The 17,194-nt window shown below is 48.8% G+C and carries 12 protein-coding genes and 2 riboswitches; of the genes, 9 read left to right on the top strand and 3 right to left on the bottom strand.

What is annotated here, in order from left to right; translation table 11 throughout:
• The first annotated feature begins 45 nt into the window (after window positions 1-45).
• From ACR6HW_RS09440 to groL, 7 genes are all read left to right on the top strand, one after another.
• Window positions 46-1,716 (top strand): formate--tetrahydrofolate ligase, encoded by a 1,671-nt coding sequence (locus tag ACR6HW_RS09440; protein ID WP_455727480.1) that lies wholly within the window; start codon window positions 46-48, stop codon window positions 1,714-1,716.
• A 1-nt stretch (window position 1,717) separates the two neighbouring features.
• Window positions 1,718-2,401 carry a DUF554 domain-containing protein gene (locus ACR6HW_RS09435; protein WP_455727479.1) on the top strand — a complete coding sequence of 228 codons (684 nt, stop codon included), beginning with the start codon at window positions 1,718-1,720 and terminating at the stop codon, window positions 2,399-2,401.
• 323 nt (window positions 2,402-2,724) lie between these two features.
• Complete coding sequence (locus ACR6HW_RS09430) at window positions 2,725-4,038, top strand: NCS2 family permease (protein WP_455727478.1); 1,314 nt, start codon at window positions 2,725-2,727, stop codon at window positions 4,036-4,038.
• 220 nt (window positions 4,039-4,258) lie between these two features.
• Entirely contained in the window at window positions 4,259-5,095 is an 837-nt protein-coding gene (locus tag ACR6HW_RS09425) for a DNA-3-methyladenine glycosylase family protein (RefSeq protein ID WP_455727477.1), read from the top strand.
• Window positions 5,096-5,112: 17 nt separating this feature from the next.
• Window positions 5,113-6,324, top strand: a complete 1,212-nt coding sequence (locus tag ACR6HW_RS09420; RefSeq protein WP_455727476.1) for an EAL and HDOD domain-containing protein — start codon at window positions 5,113-5,115, stop codon at window positions 6,322-6,324.
• Between the two features lie 177 nt (window positions 6,325-6,501).
• Entirely contained in the window at window positions 6,502-6,759 is a 258-nt protein-coding gene (gene groES / locus ACR6HW_RS09415; RefSeq protein ID WP_455727475.1) for a co-chaperone GroES, read from the top strand.
• 12 nt (window positions 6,760-6,771) lie between these two features.
• Complete coding sequence (gene groL, locus ACR6HW_RS09410; RefSeq protein ID WP_455727474.1) at window positions 6,772-8,403, top strand: chaperonin GroEL; 1,632 nt, start codon at window positions 6,772-6,774, stop codon at window positions 8,401-8,403.
• A gap of 238 nt (window positions 8,404-8,641) precedes the next feature.
• Here the strand turns inward: groL and thiT are convergent, their stop codons facing one another.
• From thiT to ACR6HW_RS09395, 3 genes are all read right to left on the bottom strand, one after another.
• Complete coding sequence (gene thiT / locus ACR6HW_RS09405) at window positions 8,642-9,178, bottom strand: energy-coupled thiamine transporter ThiT (protein ID WP_455727473.1); 537 nt, start codon at window positions 9,176-9,178, stop codon at window positions 8,642-8,644.
• Window positions 9,179-9,335: 157 nt separating this feature from the next.
• Window positions 9,336-9,437, bottom strand: a riboswitch (TPP riboswitch).
• 64 nt (window positions 9,438-9,501) lie between these two features.
• Window positions 9,502-11,547: an ABC transporter ATP-binding protein gene (locus ACR6HW_RS09400; RefSeq protein ID WP_455727472.1), complete on the bottom strand. Its 2,046-nt coding sequence runs from the start codon at window positions 11,545-11,547 to the stop codon at window positions 9,502-9,504.
• Between the two features lie 4 nt (window positions 11,548-11,551).
• Complete coding sequence (locus tag ACR6HW_RS09395; protein ID WP_455727471.1) at window positions 11,552-13,309, bottom strand: ABC transporter ATP-binding protein; 1,758 nt, start codon at window positions 13,307-13,309, stop codon at window positions 11,552-11,554.
• Between the two features lie 175 nt (window positions 13,310-13,484).
• A riboswitch (purine riboswitch) is annotated at window positions 13,485-13,585 on the top strand.
• A 366-nt stretch (window positions 13,586-13,951) separates the two neighbouring features.
• Here ACR6HW_RS09395 and guaB point away from each other — a divergent pair.
• Together guaB and guaA are read left to right on the top strand one after the other, a co-directional pair.
• The gene (gene guaB / locus ACR6HW_RS09390; RefSeq protein ID WP_455727470.1) at window positions 13,952-15,421 is read left to right on the top strand and encodes an IMP dehydrogenase; all 1,470 of its coding nucleotides are present in this window, start codon (window positions 13,952-13,954) and stop codon (window positions 15,419-15,421) included.
• 56 nt (window positions 15,422-15,477) lie between these two features.
• Window positions 15,478-17,010 carry a glutamine-hydrolyzing GMP synthase gene (gene guaA, locus ACR6HW_RS09385; RefSeq protein WP_455727469.1) on the top strand — a complete coding sequence of 511 codons (1,533 nt, stop codon included), beginning with the start codon at window positions 15,478-15,480 and terminating at the stop codon, window positions 17,008-17,010.
• Window positions 17,011-17,194 lie beyond the last annotated feature (184 nt).

Below are 17,194 nucleotides of genomic sequence, written 5' to 3'. Positions count from 1 at the left end.
TAATGTATGATCACTAATAGATTTTAAAAATGAAAGGAGCCTATTATGAAGACAGATGTACAAATCGCTCAAGAATCGACGATGAAGCCTATTAAAGAAATTGCCGCACAGGTCGGTATCGACGAAACGTCTCTTGAACTCTACGGCAACTACAAAGCAAAGGTTCACCTCGATGTGTTAAAAGAGAGAAAAGACAAGCCGGACGGCAGATTGATCCTCGTGACAGCCATTAATCCGACACCGGCAGGTGAAGGTAAGACGACTGTAAACGTCGGTCTCAGCATGGGGCTCAACAAAATCGGGAAGAAGACATTTACAGCACTTAGAGAGCCGTCTCTCGGCCCGTGTTTCGGCGTAAAAGGCGGTGCCGCAGGCGGCGGGTATGCGCAAGTGGTGCCAATGGAAGACATCAACCTCCACTTCACTGGAGATATCCACGCAGTAACCACTGCGAACAACTTACTTTCGGCGTTAATCGATAATCATATCCATCAAGGCAATCCGCTGGGCATCGACCCGAACCGCATTACGTGGAGACGTGTTGTGGATATGAACGACCGCGCCCTCAGAAGCATCGTCGTCGGCCTCGGTCCTAAGGGAAACGGCGTGGTTAGAGAAGACGGTTTCGATATTTCCGTTGCATCGGAAGTCATGGCGATTCTCTGTCTTGCCAACGATTTAGAAGACTTAAAAGACCGCTTATCCAAGATGGTCATCGGTTACACTTACGAAAACAAGCCGGTTACAGCGCGTGAGCTCAACGCAGTTGGCGCAATGGCCCTGCTTTTAAAAGATGCGATTCAACCGAATCTCGTACAGACACTTGAAAACACACCGGCGTTTATCCACGGTGGGCCTTTTGCGAACATTGCACACGGCTGTAACTCTGTTGTGGCCACTAAGACCGCACTCAAACTCGCCGACTACGTCGTGACAGAAGCCGGTTTCGGCGCCGACCTCGGTGCTGAAAAGTTCTTCGACATCAAATGTAGATACGCGGGTCTAAAGCCGGATGCAGCGGTTATCGTCGCGACGATAAAAGCGCTTAAAAAGCACGGTGGCGTGGCCAAAGATCAATTGGCAGAAGAAAATCTCGAAGCGCTGAAGGTGGGCTTTGCCAACCTCGAGCGCCACGTTGAAAACGTAAGAAAATTCGGGGTGCCGGCAGTTGTGGCCATTAACGAGTTCCCAACCGATACAAAGGAAGAAGTGGCGTTGCTCGACCAAATGTGTAAAGCCATCGACGTTCCTGTGGTCTTGACACAAGTGTGGGCAAAGGGCGGCGAAGGCGCTGTGGCACTTGCTGAAAAAGTTGTGGAAATCGCAGAGAGCGGCGCAGCTCAGTTTAAGCCACTTTACGAATTGGACTTGCCAATTGCTCAAAAAATCGAAACCATTGCAAAGGAAATCTACAGAGCAGACGGCGTAGAGTTTTCCGGTAAAGCTCTGAAAAACATGAAGAAGTTTGAAGAAGACGGCCTTGGCAACTTGCCGATTTGTATGGCGAAGACGCAGTATTCGTTCTCTGACGACCCGAAACTCTTGGCGGCACCGACGGGCTTTAAAGTCGTCATCAACGACGTTAAGGTTTCTGCAGGCGCGGGCTTTATTATTCCGCTAGCAGGCGATATTATGAGGATGCCAGGTCTTCCGAAGGTACCGGCAGCTAACAGAATCGACATCTTAGAAGATGGTGAGATTGTAGGTCTCTTCTAGTATGGTACTTCTCGGTACAGCGGTCAACGCGCTCCTTATTGTTATTGGGGGTGCGCTGGGCCTCGTCGTAAGAGGTGGCCTTCCGGAGAAAGTGACAGAGACGGTGATTAAGGCGGTGGCTTTAAGCGTCGTACTCATTGGCCTCAGTGGTGCTTTAGAGGGAACGGCTTATACCATGCACCTCATTATCTATTTGGTCATCGGTTCTGTTATCGGCGGGTTTATCGACATAGAAAGGCGCTTGGAACAATTGGGGACGCGACTTGAAAAGCGTTTTTCAGGGCGCGACGCCCAGTTTGCCAAGGGCTTTGTGACGGCGAGCCTGATTTTTTGCATCGGCGCCATGGCCGTTATGGGAGCGCTGGAAAGCGGCCTTAAAGGCGAACACGGCACCCTTTATTCCAAAGCAGTACTCGACGGCATTACAGCGCTTATCTTTGCATCGACGATGGGCGTGGGCGTCTTGTTTTCGGCAGCGGCCGTCTTGGTTTATCAAGGGGCAATTGCTTTGCTTGCGGGGACGGTGGCGCCTGTGCTCACCGACGTCGTCGTGCTTCAGATGTCGGCGGTTGGCGGGCTGTTGATTTTGGGTCTCGGCCTCAACATGCTCTTAGACGCCAAAATTAAAGTGGGGAATATGTTGCCGGCGGTATTTTTTCCGATGATTTATCAGTTGCTCTTTTAAATGACTTTATGAAAAATGCGTGCTTAAAAAGTGCGCGTTTTTTTATGGGGAAAAGCGTTTGTAAACTAATTTATAACAATAAAACATATAGTCTGTCGGAAAATATGGCGAATGTACGTTAAAAACAAAATGGCATTGTGTAAAAACTACATATAAAAACGGTAAAATGTTCCTATTTTCCGAACTAAAATATAAAATAACTCCTAAAGGTACTTTAAAACACGAAAAATAATATTAAAAAAAGAAAAATAATTTGTGTTTTGTTTCGGATTCTGTTAGAATTGTCATGTAAGAAAAAGAACTATTTTGGAGGGGAAATTAGAATGGAAAATAATGCAGGCTTTTTCGAAAAAGTGTTCCGGTTGAAAGACCACGGAACAAATGTTAGAACAGAAGTTCTCGCAGGGTTTACTACTTTTATGACCATGGCGTACATCTTGGCGATTAACCCGAGTATCTTGGCAGATGCCGGTATGGATCCTGGGAAGGTCTTTACGGCAACGGCGCTTTCAGCTGTTATCGGTACGCTGATTATGGCGTTTTACGCCAAACTGCCTTTTGCACTGGCTCCGGGGATGGGACTCAACGCTTTCTTTACGTTTTACGTCGTTCTTGGACCGATGAACAAATCGTTTGAGTTCGCTTTGACCGCAGTCTTTTTAGAAGGTCTCGTCTTTATTTTATTATCATTTTTCAATGTGCGTGAAGCGATTGTCAACTCGATTCCGCTCAACATAAAACGCGCGATTTCAGTAGGTATCGGTCTCTTTATCGCGTTTATCGGGTTATCCGGTGCAGGTGTTATCGTCCAAGGCGACACGCCGCTGACACTGGGCAACATCACACAGGGGGCGCCGCTACTGGCTCTAATCGGTATTTTAATAGCGGGTATTCTGTTGGCATACAAAGTAAAGGGCGCGTTGTTTATCGCCATTATCGGAACGACACTTATCGGTATTCCAATGGGTGTGACACAAGTGGTTCCCTTTGGCGAGCTGTTTGCAACACCGTCGGCACCCTATTTCTTTGAGTTCGTGCCGCTAAAAGAAATTTTCTCAATGGATATGCTGTTCGTTCTCTTTATCTTCTTATTCGTGGATATGTTCGACACGGTGGGCACCCTAGTAGGGGTTGCGACAAAAGCCGACATGCTCACTGAAGACGGCAAAGTTCCAAATGTTAAAAAAGCTCTTTTTGCAGATGCCATCGGTACGACGTTTGGTGCGGTACTGGGAACGTCTACAGTGACCACGTATGTTGAATCGGCTTCTGGGGTTGCAGAGGGTGGTCGCACGGGCTTAACTTCGTTTGTAACGGCGATACTATTTGGTCTCGCGCTGTTGTTTTCACCGTTGTTCCTTATGATTCCTGCGTCGGCTACAGCACCGGCATTGGTTCTCGTCGGCCTCTTTATGATGAGCCCGATTAAAGAAATCGACTTTGAAGATTTCACAGAGGCTATTCCGGCGTTCTTGACGCTGATTATGATGCCACTTGCGTACTCAATTTCTGAAGGTATTGTCTTCGGTTTGCTTTCTTACATCGTCTTAAAATTGGCGACAGGCAGATTCAGAGACATTCACCCGCTTTCGTACGTCATTGCCATCTTCTTTGTACTAAAGATTCTCATTGCGTAAGCGATGGCGTTCGACAAAACTGTTATCAAATAAATGACGGCCTGCGCCCTTTAAGGGTGCGGGCTTTTTTAAACCATAAGTGTGGAGCCTAAAGTGCTCTCGCGAATGTTTAGTGTGCAGAGGTAGGGGCGTGACGCGTTAAAAACAGGACTTGACCAACGGGCTGCAATTTGTTCTAATGGTAGGTAATTGAAACGCTATTAGAAAAGGAGCTGAACGCTTGATAACCTTAACGCAAACGCATTTTAACCCCTACGATACCTTTACCTGTGGCCAGTGTTTCAGGTGGGAAGCTGTAGACGGTCGATACATCGGCGTCGTCGAAAACGCCGTCTTAGAAGTGGTGCCCCGTGGGGACGTCTACGACGTTCACGTCGTTCTCGGCGAAATGAGTGAGGCGGCGCTCCGACATTACTTCGATTGCCATGTGTCTTACGACGTTATAAAGGCCTATCTTTCAAAGAAAGACCACTGGCTTCTCGAAGCGGTTTCGGCGGGCAGCGGCATACGCCTTCTCAATCAGGCGCCGCTTGAAACGCTGATGACATTTATTATTTCGAGCAACAACAACATACCTAAAATCAAAATGGCGGTAAAGGCCCTCGCCGAAACCTTTGGCACCTGTCTCGGCACCTATGAAGGGACGCCTTACTACGCGTTTCCCACGCTGGAAGTGCTTGCAAAACAGCCGGAGGCGGCGTTTAAAGTGAAGGGCATGGGCTACCGCAACAAAGCCATCTATGAGACGGCACAGGCGCTTTACACTGGCAAAGTCGACTTATCGGCCCCCTACCGTCTCGATTACAATGAAGGCAAGGTGTTTTTAAAGCAATTTTACGGCATTGGCGATAAAGTGGCTGATTGCATCTTGCTGTTCGCCTACGAGAAAAAGAATGCGTTTCCGATAGATACTTGGGTAAAAAGGCTATTGAGAGAACTCTATGTCGTGGAAGACGCTCAAAGGGCTTACGAGGCGTTTGTCGGGGCGTATTTTAAACGGTACGGCGGGTACGCACAGCAGTATTTGTTCCACTATATGCGCAATAAGAAAAGCTGAACAGGAGGAGGGGAAGGATGGAAATTTTCGTTGCAAGACAACCGATATTCAATGAAAGAAAACGCGTTGTCGCCTATGAAATCCTTTATCGCAGCAGCCATAAAAACGTATACGATTTGACACAAGACGGCGACGTGGCGACGGCGACGGTTGTAACGGATACCTTGGTACACTTTGGCTTGAAGTCGCTGACTGGCGACAAACCGGCTTTTATCAACTTCACCAAGAATTTGTTGCTGGAAGACGTGCCGACGCTCTTTTCTCCGGCGCAGCTGACCATTGAGATTTTAGAAGATGTCGAGGTGGACGACGCGCTTATCGACAAGTGCAAAGCGTTAAAAGAGAAGGGCTATATTATTGCGCTGGACGACTTTGTGGACAACAGGCATTTTGACGCCATTCTGCCCTATGTGGATATTATTAAGGTAGATTTTCTTATTTTAAGGTCTGAGGGCCGCAAGTACATTGCGGACAAATACAGAAACCGCAACATTGTGTTGCTCGCTGAAAAGGTCGAAACCGAGAAGGATTTTGAAGAGGCCAAACGTTTTGGCTACACGCTGTTTCAGGGGTTTTTCTTTGAAAAGCCGATGATTTGCGCCACTAAGGCCCCGGAGAGCAGCCACGTCAAGTACCTCGAAATCTTGAGAGAAACCATCGACGAAGAGGTGGATTTTAATAGAATTGCAGAAATCGTCAAGACCGACGTGGCGCTGACCTACAAGTTGTTGCGTATGATCAACTCCCCGGCTTTTGACACCATTAGTGAGGTCACCAGCATCAACCACGCTTTGGCGTTACTGGGGCTTAGGGAAATCCGAAAGTGGGCAACGCTGATTATGCTCAGAGAACTCAATGGGAGCAAACCGGAAGAAATTACCCGCGTATCGCTGACCCGAGCGCTCTTTTGTGAAAAGGCGGCGGATTGGTTCGGCCTTAAAGACCGCTATACTGAGGCGTTTATTCTGGGCTTGATGTCGCTAATCGACACGGTAATGGAAAGACCGCTATTTGAGATTCTGGACGATTTGCCGTTGAAGGACGATTTGAAAGATGCGCTGTTAGGTGTCGACAACCCATTTCACGACTTGCTCAGACTCGTCCATTATTATGAAAAGGGCAATTGGGACATGGTGATGAGCATCTGCGAGGCGCGCGATGTATCCTATGAAAAAGTAAACGATATGTACGCTGAAGCCATGCGCGCATCCATTCGTTTTGTGTCTTAAAAAAAAGTTTACATTCTGTTAGCACTCTGTTAAAACGAGTGCTAAAAAAATGTTGATTTTTTGTCCACTTTGTATTATCATGAATGGTGTGAGCGATAGCGCTCACCTAATTAGACTTTATATGGCATGGTATTCATGCACATCTTTTATTAAAACAATCATTGAGGAGGAAGCAAAATGTTAAGACCACTTGGAAAACGCGTGATTATCAAGAGGCTGGAAGCAGAAGAAAAGACAGCTAGCGGCATCGTGTTGCCGTCACAAGCAAAAGAAAAACCTCAAATGGCAGAAGTTGTTGCCGTCAGCAAAGAAGTTGAAGACATTAAAGTCGGCGACAAGGTCGTGTTTAAGAAGTATGTCGGAACAGAAGTTAAAATCGATGGTGAAGAAGTGACCATCTGTGAAATCGCAGATATTTTAGCAGTTGTCGAATAGGAGGCAGATACCATGGCAAAGGAACTTTTATACGGAGAAGATGTAAGAAAGAAACTCGAAGCAGGCGTCGATAAGCTTGCAAACACAGTTAAAGTGACATTGGGTCCTAAAGGGAGAAATGTCGTTCTCGATAAAAAATTCGGTTCGCCGCTAATCACAAACGACGGTGTGACCATCGCCAGAGAAATTGAGCTGGAAGACGCGTTTGAAAACATGGGCGCGCAGTTGGTAAAAGAAGTCGCTACAAAGACCAATGACGTCGCCGGTGACGGTACGACTACAGCGACGGTTCTCGCACAGGCGATTATCAGAGAAGGCGTTAAAAACGTCGCTGCCGGTGCCAACCCGATGATTCTCAAGACGGGTATCGAAAAGGCTGTTGAAAAAGCAGTGGAAGTGATTAAAAAAGAAAGCGTTTTAATTGAAGATAAAAAAGACATCGCCGACGTTGCATCGATTTCAGCGGCAGATAAAAAAATCGGCGAACTCATTTCAGAAGCGATGGATCGCGTCGGTAAAGACGGCGTTATCACTGTAGAGGAGTCGAAGACTTTCGGCACACAGCTCGAAGTGGTGGAAGGTATGGAATTCGACAGAGGGTTCGTATCACACTACATGGTCACTGACCCTGAGAAGATGGAAGCGGTTCTCGAAAACCCATACATCTTAATTACAGATAAGAAAATTACCAACATCCAAGAGATTTTGCCGATTCTCGAGCAAATGGTACAATCGGGTGGCAAGCTTTTAATCATCGCCGAGGACATTGAAGGCGAAGCGCTGACAACATTGGTGGTGAACAAACTCAGAGGGACATTTGACTGCATCGCTGTTAAAGCACCAGGTTTTGGTGACAGAAGAAAAGCAATGCTTCAAGACATCGCCATCTTAACCGGCGGTACACTGATTTCTGAAGAACTCGGCTACGAACTGAAGTCGACTACTGTAGACATGCTCGGTCGTGCGAAGTCGGTTAAAATCAATAAAGACAACACGACTGTTATCGACGGTATGGGCGACAAAGCTGTGATTCAAGAGCGCGTCGGCCAACTGAAGTCTCAAATTGAAGAAACGACTTCTGAGTTCGATAGAGAAAAGCTTCAAGAGCGCCTTGCAAAACTCGCAGGTGGCGTAGCGGTTATCCAAGTGGGTGCGGCGACAGAAGTGGAAATGAAAGAGAAAAAACTTAGAATAGAAGACGCTTTAAACGCGACGAGAGCTGCTGTAGAAGAGGGTATCGTTCCAGGTGGCGGCACAGCACTTGTGGCGGCAATCGGCGAAGTTAGCGCCCTTGTAGAGACGCTCGAAGGCGATGAGAAGACCGGTGCGCTTATTATCGCAAGAGCCCTTGAAGAGCCAGTGAGACAAATTGCCTTTAACGCAGGTCTCGAAGGGTCTGTCGTCGTAGAGCGCGTTAAAGCAGCTGAAAAAGGCATGGGCTTCGACGCATTAAACGGCGTTTATGTCAACATGATTGAAAAAGGGATTGTGGATCCGACTAAAGTAACCCGTTCAGCTCTTCAAAATGCGGCGTCTATCTCGGCGATGTTCTTAACGACAGAAGCCGGTGTCGTCGATGTGAAGTCTGAAGACGAACCGATGCCGCCAATGGGCGGTATGGGTGGCATGGGCGGCATGATGTAAGCCCACATCCTAACAACCAATTGAATCAATAAGGCCTATAAAGAGCCGCTCATCACTTGTGATGGGCGGCTTTATCATATTGAGCAACAAGAGTTGAGCCGAAAGCCTTTCCGCGACTGTTCAACGCGGAAAGGCGTCAGCGAAAATCGGTTAGTAGATGCCGGAGGCATTACGCATGTTGTTTTGGATGAAAGAAAACCGCTCGGCGCTTGGCGCGAGCGGTTTGATGCGTAATGGATTAGAGAGCGTCCACTGTCTTGCGAAGGAGTTTAAACACCACGCAGGAAATGAGGATTTCCGGTAGAATAAAGGAACCGTTGTACAGCACGGAGTACACAAAAGGGTTCATGCCTTCCGGTGCGTATTCGGCGAAGAAAATAACGCCTGATAAAAAGTGTCCCAGCAATCTGAGGAGCAGACCGACGGCGATGCCGATAAAGACGGTTCGATCGCTGCTGTTCTTATTGGCGATATACCCCATGGCGCCAATGCCGCCAAATGCCAATGGGTAGTCGAGTACGATGGACGCGACGTGAGCGGCATACGGGCTGATGATAAACTGCAGTGTGCCGTAGATAGCGCCTACGAAGATACCTTTTGTGCCGCCCCATCTGTAGGCGAAGATTAAAATAGGCACCATACTCGCCGCGGTTATTGAGCCGCCGTTGACCCACAGTGGGGTGGTTATTTTCAAAAAGCTCAAGATGGTGGCGATGGCAATCATCATTGCCCCTTCCACGAGCATTTTTGTACTGGATGAAGCTGTTTTATTCATGACAAACCTCCAAAGTAAATGATAGATTGAAGCATCTGTTGCCCCTCGGCCCGATTGTCCTTATCGTATGGACTTTCGGTTTTGAGCAGAGAGAAACTAAGAGACGTTCTCTCCTTTGTGGTTAAAAAAAACCATGTTCGCGGGCGAACATGGTGATAACTTCTAACGACACGCTTTCCTCCGCTGGCACTAACCAGTTCAGGTTCAAAGGGTTACGCTATTAAACGCTCTCAGCCGAAAGGCACCCCTAGGTGATGCTTATGCAATTATAGCCTTATTATAACATTGAACAGGCCCTTTGTAAACGGGTGCTGATGCGGATTTTAGCCGTTTGCGTATTGGAGTTTGTACAGGTCGTAATACATGCCTTCCCTTTCGAGGAGGTCTTGGTGTCTGCCGCGCTCTCTAATTTCGCCTTTGCTCATGACGATGATCTGATCGGCGTGCTGAATGGTGGATAGACGGTGGGCGACGATTAAGGTGCTGCGCCCTTTGATAATCTTCGTAATGGCGTCTTGTATCAACTGTTCTGTCTCGGTGTCGATGTTGGACGTCGCTTCGTCTAAAATCAAAACTTTCGGGTCAAAAGCCAGCGCTCTGGCAAAGGAGAGGAGCTGACGCTGGCCCGACGACAAGGTGCTGCCGCGTTCGGTAACCGGTTCGTCGTAGGTGCCGCCGAGCTTTGAAATAAAACCGTGGGCGTTGACGTACTTGGCGATTTCCTCGATGCGCGCTTGTTCAATGGCGTCGTTGTACAGGCGAATGTTGCTTTTGATGTCACCGGCAAACAGGAAGACATCTTGCAACACAATGCCTATTTTCGAGCGCAGTGCGGCGATGTCCCACTTGCGAATTTCGACGCCGTCGATGGTGATGCTGCCCTTTTGAATGTCGTAAAATCGGTTGAGCAAACTGATAATTGTCGTTTTGCCGGAGCCGGTGGCCCCGACTAAGGCGACGCTTTCACCGGGCTTCAGTTCAAAACTGACGCCCTTGAGCACGTAGTCGTCCTCGGTTTGTGGCGACGCGTCATAGCTGAACCACACGTCTTTGAAGACGATGTGGCCTTTAAATGCCCCTTCTTCGCCGACATACGGCGTCTGAGGGTTTTGAATCACAGACGTTTCGTCGAGAAGTAGGAAGATGCGCTCGGCGCTGGCCATGGACGACTGAAAGATGTTGAACTTTTCGCTGAGGTCCATAATTGGTCTGAAAAATTGCTGGGTGTAGCTGATAAACGCCACGATAACGCCCAGTTCGACGACGCCGCGTATGGCACTCGAGCCGCCGAACCAAAGGAGCAATGCCAAGGACACGGAGTAGGCGAGGTTCATAGACGGTCTAAACACCGCGTAGACTTTGGTCTCTTGAATAGAGCTCTTTAAGAAGTCGGCGTTAATGGTGTCGAAGTCGTCGTAGACTTGTTTTTCCTGATTGAAAATCTGTATAATCTTCATGCCGCTGATGTTTTCGGATAAAACGGCGTTAATACGCGCCAGTTTGACCTTGACTTCACGCTGTACATTTCGCGCCTTGACTCTGAACACAGAGGCGGCGAAGATGACAAACGGCATGGTTGCAAGACAGATGAGGGTGAGCTTCCAGTTGATAAGCAACATGACCACCACGGTGCCGCCCAGTAGGAGGAAGTCCTTGAGTGAGGTGACGAGGACGTTTGTAAACATCTCGTTGATGTTGTTCATATCGTTGGACACCCGTGTGACGAGACGCCCGATGGGGTTCTTGTCAAAGAAACTCAAACTCATGGATTCAATGTGGGCAAACAGCTCTTCGCGCATGGTGTAGACCACCTTTTGGCTCGCGTAGTTGAGCAGGTACGTGTGGGCGAAGGTGAACACAAAGTTGAGAATTAAGATGCCGAACAGGGTGACGGCGATTTTGAGAATCTGCGCTTTGTTAAACGCTTTCATCGCCTCTACATCGGCGGCACTGAGGGGCTGTACGTCGTACGCAGTGCCTGAAACATTCACGGTGTCGCCGCGCACTGTAAAGGCGGGACTGTCCTTGGCGGTCTCTTTCGTAAGCCCTTCTATTAAATAGTAGCTGTCGTCTTGATGAAACAAGATGCTTTCTGTTTCTTCGGGCAAATCGTTTAGCAGGTTCTGCTTCAGCGTCGGGTAGGCAATGGTGCCGTCTGACGCCAAATACACCGACTGGTGTTTGGGGGCGATATAGTCGTCAATGGCCACTTTGGTGACATAGGGCACTGACAAATCGACACCGGTGATAAACAACATGAGCGCGATACTCACAACCAGCGGCAGCCAGTGGGGCTTGGCGTAATTAAAAAGGCGCGCCATGATTTTGCCGTCGTAACTCTTTTGTATTTCTTTTTCTTGGCTGGACATCACATCACTCCTTTGAAAGTTTCTCTTCGAGCAGTTGCTTTTGGTACAGGTCGGCATAGAGGCCGCCTAGGGCCAAGAGTACGTCGTGGTTGCCGCGTTCGGCAATGGCGCCGTCTTCCAGTACGATGATTTCGTCGGCGTGTTGAATCGTCGACAGACGGTGGGCGATGAGTATCGTCGTCGTCTCTTTAGACGTCTCTTTAAGATGGGAGAGAATGCTCTCCTCTGTCTTGGTGTCGACAGCCGAAAGGGCGTCATCCAGTATGAGGATTTCCGGTTTTTTAGAAAGGGCCCTTGCAATAGAGACGCGCTGCTTCTGGCCACCTGACATATTGACGCCGCGCTCGCCGAGCTCGGTATCAAACGCCTTTGGAAAACTCATGATCTCGCCGTAGACACCGGCGGTTTTCGTCGCTTCAGTGACCACGTCGTCGCTCGTTTCAAAATCCCCAAATTTGAGGTTGTAACGTATGCTCTTAGAAAAGAGGAAGTTGTCTTGAGGGACGTACCCCGTCATTTGACGAACGGTTCGAATCGGAACCTCGTTGATGTCTTTGCCGCCGATGTAGACGGTGCCCATAGGCACTTCGTACAGTCTTAAGAGCAAGTTCACCAAAGTGGTTTTGCCGCTACCTGTTTTGCCGACGACGGCGAGGGTTTTGCCTTTTTCCAGCTTGAAAGAGATGTCTTTTAACACGGGCTGTTCGGTTCCCGGGTACTGGAACGTGAGTGCTTTCATCTCGATCTCGGGCTCCGGTTCAAACGCGGCGTTAAACGCATCGAGACAATCGAGGTCGATGAGTTCAGGCGGCGTGTCGAGGATGTTGTTGATCCGCTTGAGGGAAACAAACCCCCGCTGCATGTTGTGGTACACGAAGCCGATGGCCATCATCGGCCAAGACAGCATGCCGATGTAAGACAAGAAGGCGACCAGATCGCCGATGCTGATGGCGCCGTCGATGACGAGGCGACCGCCGTAAACCATGGCCACTAAGGTGCTTAAAAGCGCAATGAAGCCCACCATAGGCTGTACGAAACCGTAGAGCTTGACGAGGCGCATGTTTTTATCGAAGTTGTCTTGATTTTTTTCATTGAAATGTCGAAGGGCTTGTTTTTCTTGTACGAAAGATTTGATGATGCGAATGCCGGAGAATGTCTCCTGTGCGTTGTCCGTCAGATCTGAAAAAGCCTCTTGGACGTGCTGGAACCGCTCGCGAACAAATTTGCCCATATAGATGATGAAAAAGGCGATGAGCGGCAGTGGGATAAGCGCGACAAATGTCAGCTCGAGGTTGATGCGACGCGCCATAACGGCTATGGTCATAACGCCTAGGAAGAAGGCGTCCACCATCATGATGATGCCGGGGCCGAAGGCGTTGCGCACAGACGTGATGTCGTTGGTGCAGTGCGCCATGAGATCGCCGGTTTTGTGATGGTTAAAGTAGTTGAGACTCATTTTTTCAAGATGCGCAAAGACTTTGTTGCGCAGCCAGTATTCGAGTTTTTTAGAGGCGGTGATGATGGTCATCCGCCAACCGAATCGTCCGATGGCAACGCCGCCGGCGATGGCTAAAATGTAGACGATATAGCGGGGAATGTCGCCCTGCTGTAAACTGCCTGTGCTGAGTGCGTCTGTAAACGCACCGATGACAAGCGGTGTGAACAGCTGCAGGCCGTCGATGGCGATTAAGAGTAAAACGCCGAAGACGTATGCCGGCCAATAGCGCCTGATAAAGGATTTAATGTGTTTCAATGTCTCCATATAAATTGCCTCACCTCTCTCTTTTTAACGAAACTCTTTAGGGACACGGTGTACTTATTCTATCATAAAATCCCCTGTTTTCAAAAAGAAATTTTACTAAAAATTAATAGGCATTACCTTTTATATTTTACCACTTTTATTGACAAGAAACCGCAAACGTGGTATTTTAGTTTTTAACATTAAAAGAATACGGACTCATATAAATCCAAATGAATGGCTTGGATGTCTCTACGCGGTTGCCCTATAAATCGCACTATGAGTTGTTTTTCACTCGGCTTTTTTGGCGAAGTGTGAAGCAACTCACAGTGTGGGTTGCTTTTTTATTTTGACAACAAGATTTGAGCCGAAAGCCTTACCGCGAATGTTCAGCGCGGAAAGGCGTCAGCGAAAATCGGTTAGTGATGCCGAAGGCATTACTAATGTTGTTGAGCAACAAGCGTTGAGACGAAAGCCTTATCCAACACAGTTGTTTTGATGCGCTGAAGCGGGGTAAAAGCGAAAGCACATGGGCATTGGTATTTGTATTTGTATGGAGCCTGGCGAAATACGAGGCGTTATGCAGCTGATTTCACCGAATTCTATCCTTATTATATAGTAGGGACACTCAAGTAGGAATGGTCATTAAGAGGAGGTTTTTTTGTAATGGAAGACAAGTTGGTTAAAGAAGGTTTGACGTATGACGATGTGCTGTTGGTACCGCAAAAATCAGAGGTGCTCCCCAATCAGGTAGTCCTCAAGACGCGGGTCACGAAAAAAATCGGCCTCAACATTCCTATTATCAGTGCAGGTATGGACACCGTAACAGAATCAAAACTCGCTATCGCCATTGCCAGAGAAGGCGGTCTCGGCATTATCCACAAAAACATGAGCATCGAGCAACAGGCGCTGGAAGTCGACAAGGTCAAGCGCTGTGAACACGGCGTTATCGTCGATCCGTTCTCGCTTTCGGCAGAACACTTTGTGAAAGACGCTGAAGCGCTTATGGCACGTTACAGAATCTCTGGTGTCCCTATTGTGGATTCAGAGGGCATTCTCGTGGGCATTATCACCAACCGCGACATCCGCTTCGAGCCGGATATGGAAGCGCCGATTCGCGACGTTATGACAAAGGACAACCTCGTCACCGCTCCGGCGAACATTACGCTGGAAGAAGCCGGTGTGATTTTGAGAAAGCACAAAATCGAGAAGTTGCCGTTGGTAGACGACAAAGGCTATTTAAAAGGGTTAATTACCATTAAGGATATTGAAAAGCAAGTGAAGTACCCGAACCGTGCGACAGATTCGAGAGGTCGCCTCCTCGCCGGTGCCGCAGTGGGCATCGGTTCCGACATGCTCGATCGCGTAGACGCCCTTTACAAAGCGGGTGTGGACGTTATTGCACTGGATTCGGCTCACGGCCACAGCATGAACGTTATCAACGCTGTTAAGACCATTAAAGAAAACTACCCGGATTTAGACGTTATCGCAGGGAATGTGGCGACGGCAGAAGCCACTGTGGACTTGATTAAAGCCGGTGCCGACTGCGTCAAGGTGGGCATTGGCCCGGGATCGATTTGTACGACGCGCGTTGTGGCGGGTATCGGGGTACCGCAGATTACGGCGGTTTACGACTGTGCCAAAGCGGCGGCGCCTTACGGTGTGCCGGTGATTGCAGACGGCGGCATCAAGTACTCCGGCGATATTCCTAAAGCCATTGCAGCAGGTGCCGACCTCGTTATGCTCGGTTCGCTCTTTGCCGGCACTGAGGAAAGTCCCGGTGAAATTGTGATGTATCAGGGTAGAAGCTTTAAGATGTACCGCGGCATGGGCTCTACAGGTGCCATGAAGGCGGGTTCTAAAGACCGTTACTTCCAAAACGATACGAAAAAGTTTGTCCCTGAGGGCGTCGAAGGTCGCGTGCCGTACAGAGGCTATTTAAAAGACATTATCTATCAGTTGCTAGGTGGCCTCAGAGCCGGTATGGGCTATTGTGGAACCCATACGATTGAAGCGCTTAAAGCAGAGGGCCGCTTTATTCGCATTACTGGTGCGGGTCTCAGAGAGTCGCATCCACACGATATTTCTATTACGAAAGAGCCGCCTAACTACAGTATTTCCAGCTCGGAAAAGTAATCGACAATTTAACGGCTCGCGCCGTTTACATTAGATAAATGGAGGAAATTTTTCAGATGAACAATGAGTTAGTGATGATTGTCGATTTTGGCGGTCAATACAATCAGTTAATTGCAAGACGCGTTAGAGAATCCGGTGTGTACAGTGAAGTGGTCTCTTGGCGCAATGCGCTGGAGAAGGTTAAGGAAAAGCAGCCGATGGGGATTATTTTCACCGGCGGTCCCAATTCTGTGTACGCTGAGAACGCACCGAGTTTAGACGCTGAAATATTTGAGCTGGGTATACCCGTATTGGGCATTTGCTACGGTATGCAGCTTATGGCACACACGCTCGGTGGCAAGGTCGCCCGTGCCAGCCAAAAGGAATACGGCAAAATCAAGGTTCAACTCGATGCGTCGTCGCACCTTTTCGACGGCATCGAAAGTGGCGATCAATGCTGGATGAGCCATTTCGACTACGTGGCAGGTGCACCAGAAGGGTTTAAGATTACTGCGCATACGGACAGCTGTCCTGTGGCGGCCATGCAGGACGACGCGCGCAGATTGTACGCGGTGCAATTCCACGCCGAAGTTGAACACACGCCGTTTGGCCGTCAGTTGATTAAAAACTTCTTATACGAAGTGTGCGGCTGCAAAGGCGACTGGGATATGGGTGATTTTGCGGAGCAAATGATTCAGTCGATTAAAGAGAGCGTCGGCGATAAGAAGGTGCTGTGTGCACTTTCCGGCGGCGTGGACTCGTCTGTTGCGGCAACGATGGTACACAAGGCTATCGGCGACCAGTTGACATGCATTTTCGTCGACCACGGTCTTTTGAGAAAGAACGAAGGCGACGAGGTGGAAAAGGTGTTTGCTGACGATTTCCATATGAACTTTATCCGCGTCGACGCTAAAGAGCGTTTTATGAGCCGTCTCGCAGGTGTCTCAGATCCTGAGAAGAAGCGTAAGATTATCGGCGAAGAGTTTATCCGCGTCTTTGAAGAAGAGGCGGGCAAGCTGAAAGATATCGAGTACCTCGTGCAGGGGACGGTGTATCCGGATGTTATTGAAAGCGGTACCGACACGGCTGAGGTGATTAAGTCGCACCACAACGTCGGTGGTTTGCCTGAAGATATGCAGTTCGAGTTAATTGAGCCGCTGAGAGATTTGTTTAAGGACGAAGTGCGTCGCGTGGGCGAGGAAATTGGCGTTCCGGGGCACATCGTTTGGCGTCAGCCGTTCCCAGGACCGGGTCTCGCTATCCGCGTCATGGGTGAGATTACGGAAGAGGCACTGCACCTCGTGCGCGAATCCGATGCGATTTTACGCGAGGAAGTGGCCAAGGCCGGTCTTGAAAGAGATATCTGGCAATACTTTACGGTGCTCCCGAATGTGACGTCTGTGGGCGTTATGGGTGATGAGAGAACGTACTGTCACGCCATCGGGATTCGCGCGGTGACGTCTATCGACGGGATGACGTCGGACTGGGCGAGAATTCCTTATGAAGTGCTGGATAAGATTTCTTCGAGAATCGTCAATGAAGTGGAAGGGGTTAATAGAATCCTTTATGATGTGACGAGTAAGCCGCCTAGTACGATCGAGTGGGAGTAACAAAATCAACCCCGCAAACCCTTGAATTTACTGGGTTTGTGGGGTTTTCTGATATTGCGTGACTGACAATTGACTGACAAATAAATACGAGTATTTGGCCTAAATACAGGGTTTACGAGCCAATTAGTGAGATTATTGGTTAGTAAATGACCACATTTTGCTCTAAGGTAAAGCACTTTACTGG

The sequence above is a fragment of the Fusibacter sp. JL298sf-3 genome (genome assembly GCF_053842995.1).
This window is presented reverse-complemented; position numbering and strand designations above follow the sequence as displayed.